The organism is Nonomuraea sp. NPDC050643, assembly GCF_040654715.1.
In the GTDB taxonomy this organism is placed as follows: domain Bacteria; phylum Actinomycetota; class Actinomycetes; order Streptosporangiales; family Streptosporangiaceae; genus Nonomuraea.
The window spans coordinates 1-11030 of the sequence record NZ_JBFAIM010000033.1; the positions used below are offsets into that span (position 1 = coordinate 1).

The 11030-nt window shown below is 71.8% G+C and carries 10 protein-coding genes; 6 read left to right on the top strand and 4 right to left on the bottom strand.

The features are described 5' to 3' along the window. The 3 genes from AB0I15_RS35905 to AB0I15_RS35915 all read left to right on the top strand — a co-directional run. The coding region (locus AB0I15_RS35905) for a thaumatin family protein (protein ID WP_358105587.1) at positions 1–1125 on the top strand (1125 nt) is incomplete at its 5' end. A gap of 106 nt (positions 1126–1231) precedes the next feature. Then, positions 1232–2434: an FAD-dependent oxidoreductase gene (locus tag AB0I15_RS35910; protein WP_358105591.1), complete on the top strand. Its 1203-nt coding sequence runs from the start codon at positions 1232–1234 to the stop codon at positions 2432–2434. A 131-nt stretch (positions 2435–2565) separates the two neighbouring features. After that, positions 2566–3462, top strand: a complete 897-nt coding sequence (locus AB0I15_RS35915) for an RNA polymerase sigma-70 factor (RefSeq protein WP_358105594.1) — start codon at positions 2566–2568, stop codon at positions 3460–3462. Between the two features lie 33 nt (positions 3463–3495). On the opposite strand, the gene AB0I15_RS35920 is transcribed toward AB0I15_RS35915, so the two are convergent. Beyond that, positions 3496–6534, bottom strand: coding sequence for a BTAD domain-containing putative transcriptional regulator (locus AB0I15_RS35920; protein ID WP_358105597.1), 3039 nt, complete (start codon positions 6532–6534; stop codon positions 3496–3498). Here AB0I15_RS35920 and AB0I15_RS35925 point away from each other — a divergent pair. Beyond that, complete coding sequence (locus AB0I15_RS35925) at positions 6533–6871, top strand: hypothetical protein (RefSeq protein WP_358105600.1); 339 nt, start codon at positions 6533–6535, stop codon at positions 6869–6871. The two genes, AB0I15_RS35920 and AB0I15_RS35925, sit on opposite strands and share 2 nt — an antisense overlap. On the opposite strand, the gene AB0I15_RS35930 is transcribed toward AB0I15_RS35925, so the two are convergent. Beyond that, the gene (locus tag AB0I15_RS35930; RefSeq protein WP_358105603.1) at positions 6840–7448 is read right to left on the bottom strand and encodes a TetR/AcrR family transcriptional regulator; all 609 of its coding nucleotides are present in this window, start codon (positions 7446–7448) and stop codon (positions 6840–6842) included. The two genes, AB0I15_RS35925 and AB0I15_RS35930, sit on opposite strands and share 32 nt — an antisense overlap. A 74-nt stretch (positions 7449–7522) precedes the next feature. Between AB0I15_RS35930 and AB0I15_RS35935 the strand changes: the two genes are divergently transcribed. Both AB0I15_RS35935 and AB0I15_RS35940 read left to right on the top strand, forming a co-directional pair. After that, the gene (locus AB0I15_RS35935) at positions 7523–8710 is read left to right on the top strand and encodes a cytochrome P450 (protein WP_358105606.1); all 1188 of its coding nucleotides are present in this window, start codon (positions 7523–7525) and stop codon (positions 8708–8710) included. A gap of 109 nt (positions 8711–8819) precedes the next feature. Continuing rightward, complete coding sequence (locus AB0I15_RS35940) at positions 8820–9629, top strand: oxidoreductase (RefSeq protein ID WP_358105609.1); 810 nt, start codon at positions 8820–8822, stop codon at positions 9627–9629. Here the strand turns inward: AB0I15_RS35940 and AB0I15_RS35945 are convergent. Both AB0I15_RS35945 and AB0I15_RS35950 read right to left on the bottom strand, forming a co-directional pair. Continuing rightward, positions 9622–10575: an aminoglycoside phosphotransferase family protein gene (locus AB0I15_RS35945; RefSeq protein WP_358105611.1), complete on the bottom strand. Its 954-nt coding sequence runs from the start codon at positions 10573–10575 to the stop codon at positions 9622–9624. The two genes, AB0I15_RS35940 and AB0I15_RS35945, sit on opposite strands and share 8 nt — an antisense overlap. 42 nt (positions 10576–10617) lie before the next feature. Beyond that, positions 10618–10971, bottom strand: a complete 354-nt coding sequence (locus AB0I15_RS35950) for a VOC family protein (protein WP_358105614.1) — start codon at positions 10969–10971, stop codon at positions 10618–10620. Positions 10972–11030: the final 59 nt, after the last annotated feature.

The window sequence follows — 11030 nt, forward strand, 5'->3', positions numbered from 1 at the left end:
GCGGCGGGGGCGGCGGGGGCGGCGGGGGCGGGGGCGGATCGTGCCGTCGGCGCGGCGGCGTCGTACACGGTGACGTTCGTCAACCACTCCGGCCAGACGATCTGGATCGGCAGCGGCGTCAACGCCGACGGTTCGGAGAACCTGACCGGCCTGCCGACGCTGGCCCCCGGCCAGTCGGCCACCGTCGCCGTCCCGATGACCTCCACCGACCACTGGCGCGGCAAGTTCTTCGCCCGGCAGTTCTGCTCCGGAGCCCCCGGGAGCGATTTCCGCTGCCTGGTCGGGGACTGCGGTGTCCAGGCCGACCGGTGCACCACCGGGGAGCAGCCGGCCGGCCTCGCCGAGTTCAACTTCGACCGCGCCGACCGGCTCGCCCCCTGGTACAACGTGAGCTACGTCAACGCGTTCTCGCTGCCGATCACGATCAGCCCGGACAACGCCCCGCCACCGCCGGTCGGCGGCGGGGAATGCGAGGTGGTGGGATGCAGCACCGCCCTGCTGGCCTACTGCCCGGCCGAGAACCTCACCTACCGTCCCGGCACGCGTGAACGCATGGTGTGCACCAACCCGAACCGCGACGCCGCCACGTCGTACAGCAACGCCATCACCGCGCACTGCCCCAAGGCGTACGCCTGGTCCAAACAGGACACCGTGCCGGGTAACAGGGTGATGCGGCAGTGCGCCCCGTGCACCGGCTTCACGATCACGTTCTACCCGCCGGGCGGCACCGAACAGGCCATGCCCAGGGGCGAGATCCCGGGCTTCGCCGCCAAGTGCGCCGACGTGGCCGGCGCGGACCCCGCCGACCGTACGCAGGTCCAGCTCTACCGGTGCAACGGCTCCATCGCACAGCAGTGGACGGTCGCCACCGACGGCACGCTGCGCGCGCTGGGCAAATGCCTCGACGTGGACGGCGGAGGCACCGGCAACGGCACCAGAGTGCAGTTGTACACGTGTAACAACTCCGGCGCCCAGCAGTGGCGCCACACCGGCGGCAGGGACATCGTGAACCCGCAGGCGAACAAGTGCCTGGACGTCAAGGACGTCAACTCCGCCGACGGCACGCCGCTGCACCTGTGGGAGTGCACGGGCGGCGCCAACCAGAAGTGGTCCTTGCCCACCTGATGACGCGTTCCCCGCCGCCTCCGGTGTGCGCTATGTCTCATCCTCGGGCCGTTACGCCGGATGCGCGGCCGGTGTCTCCATGCCGAGTCCACAACACGAGGGAGACATGATGAACGGCAACGTCGAGGTGGTCGTGGTCGGCGGCGGGTACGGGGGCGTGATGGCGGCCAATCGCCTGGCCCGGCACGACGGCGTGTCGGTGACCCTGGTCAATCGACGTCCCGACTTCGTCGAACGGATCCGCCTGCACCAGCTCGTGACCGGCTCCGATGACGCGGTCGAGGGCTTCGGAGAGGTTCTGGGCGGGAACGTCCGGCTGGTGGTCGACGCCGTGACCCGGATCGACGCCGCCGGGCGCCGGGTGTCGCTGGCGGGCGGCGGCGCGGTCTCCTACGACTACCTCGTCTACGCGGTGGGCAGCGGCGCGGCCGATCCCGGCGTGCCCGGGGCGGCGGAGTTCGCTCATGCGGTGTCCGACCTCGAAGGGGCGGAACGACTGCGGTCGGCGCTGGCCGCGGCCTCCGCGACGGCTCCGGTGACCGTGGTCGGAGCCGGCCCCACCGGCATCGAGACCGCCGCCGAGCTGGCCGAGCTGGGCCGCAAGGTCACCCTGGTCTGCGGCGACGTGCTCGGCCCGTACCTGCATGCCCAGGGCCGCCGCCCGGTCGCCCGCAGGCTCGCCGAGCTGGGCGTGACCGTCCTCCAGGGTCCCCGCGCGCGGGTGACGGAGGTGACACGCGACGCCGTACGGCTCGGCGACGGCCGCGAGCTGCCCAGCGCGGTGACGATCTGGACCGCGGGCTTCCGGGTCCCGGACCTGGCCGCCCGCAGCGGGCTGCGTACCGACGCCGACGGCCGCCTGCTCACCGACGCGACGCTGACCAGTGTGGGCGATGAGCGGATCGTCGCCGCTGGGGACGCGGCGGCGATGATCGACCGGCCGTTCCGGATGAGCTGCCAGGCCGCCGTGCAACTGGGCGCGGGGGCCGCCGCCACGATCCTGCGCCGGATCGCGGGGAGAACGCCCGCTCCCGTCCGGTTGCTGTTCGCCGGGCAGTGCATCAGCCTCGGTCGCAACGGGGGCGTCACCCAGTTCTCCTACCTGAACGACAAGGTGAACCCGCTTCACATCAGCGGCCGGCTCGGTGCCAAGGTCAAGGAGTTCGCCTGCCGGTTCCCTCTCGACCAGTTGAGGTCCGGGGCACGCAAGGCCGGCTCCCGCGCGTCCCACGGCGACGGCACCACCCGCCCGGAGCCGCCTCAGCCGGAACACCGTACGACGCCGTCCGACACCCGGCGCGCGGCCTAGCCGCCGAGTCCCCTCCGGCCGGACCGATCCCGCATGGCCTGCTCGGTGGGGACTCCGCCCGCGGAGCGGGTACATTTCCACGGCCTGCCTCCGGCGTCTGGGGCCGACCGCGAGAGAGTGAAACGCACGACATGAACGACCACGTCACCGACCCGGCGACCGAGGCCTTCGTCGCCCACCGCGACCTGCTGTTCACCGTCGCCTACGAGATGCTCGGATCGGCGGCGGACGCCGAGGACGTCCTCCAGGAGGCCTGGCTGCGGTGGGTCGAGGTCGACCTGGCGCAGGTGCGGGACCGGCGCGCCTACCTGGTGCGGATCACGACCCGGCAGGCGCTCAACCGGCTGCGCGCCCTCAACCGGCGCAAGGAGGCCTACGTCGGCCCCTGGTTGCCCGAGCCCCTGCTCACCGCGCCGGACGTGGCCGAGGACGTCGAACTGGCCGAGAACCTGTCGCTGGCGCTCATGTTCATCCTCGAAACCCTCTCTCCGACCGAACGCGCCGTCTTCGTGCTGCGCGAGGTCTTCGACTTCGGCTACGACGACATCGCGGCCGCGATCGGCAAGAGCCCCTCCGCCGCACGCCAGCTCGCCTACCGCGCCCGGCGGCACGTCGACGCCCGCCGGCCGCGCACACCGGCCTCCCCGGAAGAGGCGCGGGCGGCGTTGCGTTCGTTCCAGACCGCGCTCGTGACCGGGGACCTGCAGGGGCTGCTCGACGTGCTCGCCCCGGACGTGGTCTTCGTCAGCGACGGCGGCGGCCTCAGGCTGGCGGCCCTGCGGCCGGTCGTCGGCGCCGACAAGGTGCTCCGTTACATGGCCGGCAGCCTCGACAAGGCCGGCGGCACCTTCAGCAGTGAGCACACGACGGTCAACGGCAACCCCGGACTCATCCTGCGCCTGGACGGCGTGATCGACGGCGTGCTGGGCTTCCGCGTGGAGAACGCCCGCGTCACCGGCCTCTACTACGTCCGCAACCCCGAAAAGCTCACCCGCGTCGAGTCCGAAACCCTCCTCACCTCCCGCTGACCGGTGAAGATCGAGGACGGTGGAGGCGGGAAGTCAGTGCGGTTCGGTGCGGTGCAGTTCGAGCAAGGCGGCGACCTCGATGGCTTCCGGTGAGGAGGTGGCCTCCAAGATCGTGAGGGAGCGTTGCCAGGCGGCCAGGGCGGCGAGAAGGTCTCCGGCGTCGCGGCGCACGTCGCCCAGGGCGCGCAGGGCCAGGCCGTGGCGGCGTGGGGCCGGGATGGCCTGGCAGATCGCGACGACCTCGGTCAGCATCGCGGCCGCCTCGTCCAGGCGCCGCTGCCGGCGCCGAAGCTCCGCTCGGGTGAACAGGACGCGGGCCTGGCCCACGTTGTCTCCGGTGTCGCGATAGACCGCCAGAGCCTGCTGGAGGAGACGTTCGGCGTCGGCGAGGTCGTGCCGGGCGAGCCTGGCCTCGGCCAGGCCCAGGGACGCGTAGGCGATCCCGCTGGGGAAACCGAGCGCGTCGAGACCTTCCAGCGCCCGGCTGAGGCTGGCTTCCGAGGCGGCGAGGTCGCCTCGGGCGAGTTCGATCTCCCCGAGGACGATTCTGGTGAACTCCCGCGAGCGTACGTCGCCGGTGTCGTCCGCGAGCTGTATCGCCCGCCGGATGAACGTGTCGGCGAGCTCGAACCGGCGCTGGTTGAAGTGGATCCGGCCGATGCCCCGCATGACGGTGATCTCCGTGCTCCGGTCGCCGGCCTGCGCCAGGCCGTCCATGGCCTGCTCGTAGCAGGTCAGCGCGTCGGCATTGCGCCCTTGGAGGCGGTGGAGCTCGGCCATGTTGACGAGGGCCAGGGCGTGTCCGTGCCGGTCTTCGGCCTTGTCGAACAGGTCCAGGGCCTCCTCCAGGGCGCGTCCGCAGCCGGTCAGGTCGTCCTGGGCGAAGTGCAGTCGCGCGAGACCGTTGAGCATGGCCGCCTGCCCGCGGATGTCGCCCGACATGCGGGCGCTGTGCAGGGCGGTCTCGTGTGTGGCGCGCCATTCGTCGTGGCAGCTTCGTGTCTCGAAGAGGTTCATCGCGCTCATGGCCCAGTCCCAGCACAGTTCGTCGAGGCGCAGCGAGGCGCATTGACGAACGCCGGCGACGATGCCCGCCCGCTCGGCTTCGATCCAGGCGAGCGGGTCGCGTACGACGCGTTCGGCGGTCCGGGCGTCAGGACGCCAGCGGATGCCGTTACCGCTGATGATGCGGTAGTCACCTCCGCACAGGTGGGCATGCGCGCGCTGGGTCATGACCAGCCATCCGCTGAACGCGCGTTGCAGGGCGGCGGCCCGTTCACCGTCCTCCTCCTCGGTCTCGGCGCGCTCTCGCGCGTAGGCCCCGGTCAGGTCGTGGAAGCGGAAGCGCACCTCGCCATCCGGGCCGTGACCTGCCACCTCGAGGAGGCGGACGTCGGCCAGTTGCTCGATAAGCTGCTCGGCCACCTGTTCGGACGTGTCGAGCAGGGCGGCGCCGACCCAGGCCGCGAAATCGGGGGCTTCCAGCAGGCCCAGCCGGCAGAACATCCGCTGGGCCAGGGGCGCCAGGCCCTGATACCCGATGCCGATGCTGGCCCGGACCTCATGGGAGCCGTGGGAGAGCTGGCCGAGCCGGCCGCGGGTGTCGCGGAGGCGCGAGACCAGGTGGCCCAGGCTCCAGTGCGGGCGTGCGGCGAGTTTGGCGGCGGCGATGCGCACGGCCAGCGGCAGTCTTCCGCAGAGCTGGACCAGCCGGTGCGCGTCTTCGGGCGCTTCGGCGGTCTTGTCGTCGCCGATGATGTTCCCCAGCATTTCGACCGCGTCTTCGACGGGGAGAACGTCGAGATCGATGCGCTGGGTCGCGGGCAGCGTCGCCAGACGGTGCCTGCTGGTGATCAGTACGGCACATCCTGGCGTCCCCGGAATCAGCGGGCGGAGCCGCACCTCGTCCGCCGCGTTGTCGAGCACCACGAGATAGCGCCGATCGGCGATCCTCTCGCGGTAGAGCTCGACGCGTTGGTCCAGCTCGGCCGGCATCGCGGAACTGTCCAGGCCCAGGGCGCGCAGGAAGCGGCCCAGCGCCTCGGTGGCGTCGAGCGGATGCTTCTCGCCCCCGCGCAGGTCGATGTACAACTGGCCGTCAGGGAACTCGTGCCGGAGCCGATGGGCGATGTGCACGGCCAACGTGGTCTTGCCCACACCACCTTGGCCGGAGACGGCGCTGATGGGCACGGCCGCGCCGGTGGGTGGGACGTGGCGGTGGGCCGAGAGCAGGTTCCGCGTCACCGTGGCCAGTTCCTCGCGCCGCCCGACGAAGTCGGCGTGGTCGGGCGGGAGCTGGCAGATCGTCCTCCGGCGCTCGGCATCGGCCGCCGGCAGGGCATCGGCCAGGATGACGGCCTGCAGGTGCCGCAGCTCCTCGCCGGGCTCGATGCCCAGCTCGTCGACGAGCCGGGCGCGCGCCTGCTGGTAGGCCTCCAGAGCCCGGTGCCGCTGGCCGGCTCGCGCATAAGCGAGCATGAGCAACCGCCACCCGCGTTCGGACAGGGGTTGTTCCGTGAGGAACGGCCGTAGGTCGCCGATCACCTCCGCGTACGAGCCGATGCCCAGCATGGCCTCGGCGCGGTCCAGACGCGTCTCGGCCAGCCGTTCCTCCAGCTCCGCCACCCGGGCGAGCGCCCAGGCGTAGAGCTGGATGCCTTCGGCGGGCCGCCCGCGCCGCAGCTCCAGGGCCCGTTCGAACCGGCGTACGGCGGCGACGAGGTCGCCCTGTTTCGCCTCGGCCCGCGCGCGTCGCGTCTCCCGGTCGAAGATCAGCAGATCGACCTCTTCCGGAGCCGCCTCCAGCAGGTAGCCCGGGCCCTTCGTGAACAGCCGGATGTCGGAGGTGAACGTCTTGCGTATGCGGGCGACGTGGGTCTGCAGATTGGCGACGGCGGAGGCAGGGGGTGTCTCCCACAGTGCGTCGATCAGCCGCTCCCTGGAGACCGGCACGTTGACGTTGAGCAGGAGCACTGTCAGAACCGCGTTCTGTTTGCCTTCGAGCGCGACCTCTCGTCCATCTGCCCGGTGCGCACGGACGGGGCCCAGGATGCCGAAGGTCGCTCCCGCCATGGCCGCGCTCCCCTACTGGGTCGATACCAAGCGTGCGAATGCCGGGATCGTCAAGATCCGCGGGGACATGCTATCGATCGCATCGGCGACATTCCAGCGATACCGGCGGCCGTGGGGGGCGCATCGCGATGGTCAGGTGTGTCAGGCGTCAGGCACCGGGGTCGACGCCATCGCGCCGAGGACGGAGGTGGTCACCCTGCGCACGTGCGCCGTCGACGTCTTCGCCACCGAGCCTCCGGACCTCGCGAACCCCCTGCTCGGCACGCCGGGCATCATCCGTCTCCACACGCGGCAGGGCCCGGCGGTCAGGAACCGTCGAGGCTCGACAGCCCGTTGACCGCGACCTCGATCCCGCGCCGGCCGGCGGCCAGGACGTCCTCGTTGGAGCCGCCCCGCTGCTGGACGACCAGCCCCGCCACGGTCAGCGCGCCCAGGAAGCCGCCGACCGCGGCGCCGGCCGACACAGGATCCAGCTCGGGGTAGACCTCGCACAGGGCCTCGGCCAGCAGAGGCTGCCCCTCGAGCATGAGCGTCATCCCGCGCGCCCGCAGCGCGGGCTCGGTGAACATCAGCCGAGCCCGCAGCGGCGACAGCGAGAAGTCCAGCTCGTCGTCCTCGGCCAGGCTGCCCACCAGGGCCTCGAACATCCGGCTCAGCAACTCCCCCAGGGGCTCTCCCGGTTTCCGCCCGGCGATCACGTCGATCATGACCCGCCAGCGATCCTGGACCTGGAGGAAGATCACATCCTCCTTGCTGGCGAAATACGCGAAGAACGTCCGGGGCGCCACGTCGGCCGCCGCGGCGATCTCGGCGATGGTGGTCTGCTCGAAGCCCTGCTCGCTGAACAGCCGCACCGCGGCCTCCAGCAGCGCACGACGGGTGCGGACCTTCTTGCGTTCGCGATGCCCTTCCACGACGCCACCGTACCGCATGCCCTGTGTTTATGCACAGGTTGCAATTTCGCATCCTGTGCGCTTTTCTGGGAGGCATGGACACCATCGATGCGCTGCCGCTCGAGCGGGAGGACCCGTTCGAGCCGCCTGCCGTACTGAAAGAGCTCCACGGACCGCTGCACCCGATGACCTACGCCGACGGGCGGCCCGGCTGGCTGGTCACCGGCTACGCCGAGGCACGCGCGGTGCTCGACGACCCGCGCTTCAGCAACACCTCGCAGGGGGCCGCGCCGCCGATCAAGGAGCTGACGCCCCCCGAGGGGCTGGCGGATCTGGTGATCCCGCCGGGCTTCTTCATCGCGATGGACGACCCCGAGCACTCGCGCTACCGCAGGCTGCTGACCGGGCACTTCAGCATGCGGAAGATGCGCAGGCTGGAGCCCAGGATCCAGGAGGTCATCGACGACCGGCTCGACGAGATGGCCCGCGCGGGCGCTCCCACGGACCTCGTCCGCGCGTTCGCGCTGCCGATCCCCTCGCTGGTGATCTGCGAGCTGCTCGGCGTGCCGTACGGCGAGCGCGCGCGCTTCCAGGACACCACCGCGCGGGCGATGGACTTCGACAACTCCATCGAACAGCGGGGCGCCGCGGCCGCCGAGCTGATGGCCTACCTCTCCGAGCTGGTCGGGAGCAAGCGGTCCGAACCCGGCGACGACCTGCTCAGCGGGCTGGTCGCCGGTGGCGAACTCGACCACGAGGAGCTCACCGGGGTCGCCACGCTGCTGCTGACCGCCGGGCACGAGACGACCGCGAACATGCTCGGCCTGGGCACGCTCCTGCTGCTGTGCCGCCCCGAGCAGGCCGACCTCGTACGCACCGATCCCGGCGCGGCGGAGAGCGCGGTCGAGGAGCTGATGCGCTACCTCAGCATCATCCACATCGGCCCGATCCGGGTCGCCAGGGCCGACGTGCCGCTCGCCGGGCAGACGATCAAAGCCGGGCAGACCGTGACGATCTGCCTCCCGGTCGTCAACCGGGACGCGACCCGCTTCCCGGACCCCGACCGCTTCGACGTCACCCGCCAGGCCGGGCAGCAACTGGGCTTCGGCCACGGCATCCACCAGTGCCTGGGCCAGCAACTGGCCCGGCTGGAGATGCGGCTGGCCTTCCCGGCGCTGCTGCGCCGCTTTCCCGCGCTGCGGCTGGCCGTACCCGCCGAGGAGGTGCCACTGCGGCAGCGGGCCACCGTCTACGGTGTGGCCGCCCTGCCGGTCACCTGGTAGTGGCGACCACGGGCACGACCTCCACCCGGCCCATGTCGCCGCACCGCATCGCCGGGCCGCGTCCCGGTCGCATCGGCACCGAGCACATCACACCAGAAGGGTGTCAACGATGAAGGTATGTCTGGTCACCGGAGCCTCGTCCGGGATCGGGATGACGACCGCGCTCGACCTGCTGCGCGCGGGCCACGTGGTCTACGGCGCCGCGCGGCGCGTGCACAGGATGGAGGCCGTCCGCGCCGCCGGTGGCCACGCGCTCTCGATGGACGCGCGCTCTCATGAGGACCTCGACCGGGTGGTCGACACCGTCCTCACCCAGCAGGGGCGGATCGACGTCCTGATCAACAACGCCGGTACGGTCCTGCACGGCGCCGTCGAGGACGTGCCGCTGGACCAGGCGCGCGACCAGTTCGAGGTCAACCTCTTCGCGCCGGCCCGGCTCGTCCAGCTCGTCCTGCCGCACATGCGCGCGCGGCGGTCCGGCACGATCGTCAACGTCTCCTCGATCGGCGGCGAGATCGCGCTCCCGCTCGGCGCCTGGTACTACGCCGCCAAGCACGCGCTCGAGGCATTCTCGGACACGCTGCGCATGGAGGTCGGTCCGTTCGGGATCGACGTCGTGATCGTCCAGCCCGGCATCATCAGGACCGAGTTCGAGGACCACACCGCCGCCCAGTTGCGGGAGTACTCCGGCGCCGGGGCCTACGAGGCCATGGCGGAGGCCATGGCCCGGCAAAGCGAGACCGGCCTCAGCGACGGCTCCGACACCGACGTCGTCGCACAGGCCATCCGGCAGGCGATCGAGTCCGATCGGCCGCAGACCCGGTACGCGGTGGGCTGGATGGCGGACAAGCTCCTGGAACTCAACCGGACCCTGCCCGACCGCGAGTTCGACGAACTGGTCACCCGCACGCTCAGATGACCGGGCGCGACGGTTCTTCTGAGGAGTGCGGAAGCGGTCGGCCGGCGGTGAGGCGTCGTAGCGCGGCGTGGCCGGGTGGGCCCCAGGTGGGTTTGCCGCCCGGGCGGCCACGGAGGCCGGCTTCGCCGATGAGGATGGCGCTGAGGGCGCGTCCCGCCGCCCAGCCGCGGGCGCGCCGCAGGGTGGCGGTGTCGGGGGCGGGCCGGTAGGCGGCATGGAAGTGGTCGGTGGCGTCGCCGGGCAGCAGGGTCCACGCGGCGGCGAGGTCGTAGGCGGGGTCGCCGGCGAACAGGTCGCCGAAGTCGATGACGCCGCAGATGGTGCCGTCCGTGGTGAGGACGTTGGCCGGGTGCAGGTCGCCGTGGAGCCAGAGGGGCGGGCCGGCCCAGCCGGGCGCGGCGGTGGCGTCGTCCCATACCGCGCGGACGGCGTCCGGGTCGGGGATCAGCCCCATCTCGGTGGCCTCGGCGAGCTGCCTGGCGAAACCTTCGGAGTAGCCGGCCAGCGGCCCTCCGCGGCCCCGGCCGGTGGGCGCCTGCTCGGGGGCGGGCCGGTGCAGGGCGGTCAGGAAGGCGGCCAGGGCGCCGGCCGCCTGCGCGGGGCGGGTGACGGGGGCCCGGTCGGCGGGCGTGCCCGGCACCCAGGTGGTGACGAGCCAAGGTCGCGGGAACCGTGGGGAGGGCCGGCCGAGGCGCTGCGGGACGGGGACCGGCAGCGGGAGGCGCGGGGCCAGCGCGGGCAGCCAGGTGTGCTCCTTGCGCAGCAGCTCGTCCGCGGACTCCGTCGCCCAGGGCAGGCGGACGGCGAGGTCGTCGCCGAGCCGCCACAGTTGGTTGTCCCAGCCCCGTGCGCCGAGTCGCACCGGCTGGTCGGCCAGGTCGGGGTGCTGGTCACGCAGCAGGTCCCGCACCAGCTCCGCGGTGATCTCGATCTCGGTGTGCGTCATGCGCGACAACAGTAGCCGGATGGCGGCCGGCCCGTTCCGGCCTCACCCCGGGCCGCCGCCGAAGCTGATCTCGTTGCCTTCCGCGTCCCGGTAGGTCACCTTGGTCACCCCGCCTTCGTACGTCTCGCGCCTGGCGGGCTCGATGCCCCGCCGGGCGATCTCGGCGACCCGGTCGTCCAGGTCGCCGACGAAGGACATCACCAGGGCGTTTCCCGCCCGTTCCGGCTCCTGCACGATGTAGACGTACCGGTGCTCGGCCACCTCCCAGACCGCCTCGACGTCGTTCGGCAGGAACGAGGGCGGCCTGCCGAAGAGCCGCTCGTACCATGGCAACGCCGCGGCGTAGTCGGCGACGGGGATGCCGGCGAACAGATCCAGGGCCATGTCGTCCTCCATGTCGTCCTCCACGCGTAGCCGATGTGACGCCGGTACCGACTCCGGTGGCGCCGGAAACT

Excerpts from the sequence above, each read along its gene's own strand:
- AB0I15_RS35940 (WP_358105609.1), top strand. The coding sequence starts at position 8,820 with ATGAAGGTATGTCTGGTCACCGGAGCCTCGTCCGGGATCGGGATGACG.
- AB0I15_RS35920 (WP_358105597.1), bottom strand. The coding sequence starts at position 6,534 with ATGGCGGGAGCGACCTTCGGCATCCTGGGCCCCGTCCGTGCGCACCGG.
- AB0I15_RS35910 (WP_358105591.1), top strand. The coding sequence starts at position 1,232 with ATGATGAACGGCAACGTCGAGGTGGTCGTGGTCGGCGGCGGGTACGGG.
- AB0I15_RS35935 (WP_358105606.1), top strand. The coding sequence starts at position 7,523 with ATGGACACCATCGATGCGCTGCCGCTCGAGCGGGAGGACCCGTTCGAG.
- AB0I15_RS35950 (WP_358105614.1), bottom strand. The coding sequence starts at position 10,971 with ATGGAGGACGACATGGCCCTGGATCTGTTCGCCGGCATCCCCGTCGCC.
- AB0I15_RS35945 (WP_358105611.1), bottom strand. The coding sequence starts at position 10,575 with ATGACGCACACCGAGATCGAGATCACCGCGGAGCTGGTGCGGGACCTG.
- AB0I15_RS35925 (WP_358105600.1), top strand. The coding sequence starts at position 6,533 with ATGGCCGCGCTCCCCTACTGGGTCGATACCAAGCGTGCGAATGCCGGG.
- AB0I15_RS35915 (WP_358105594.1), top strand. The coding sequence starts at position 2,566 with ATGAACGACCACGTCACCGACCCGGCGACCGAGGCCTTCGTCGCCCAC.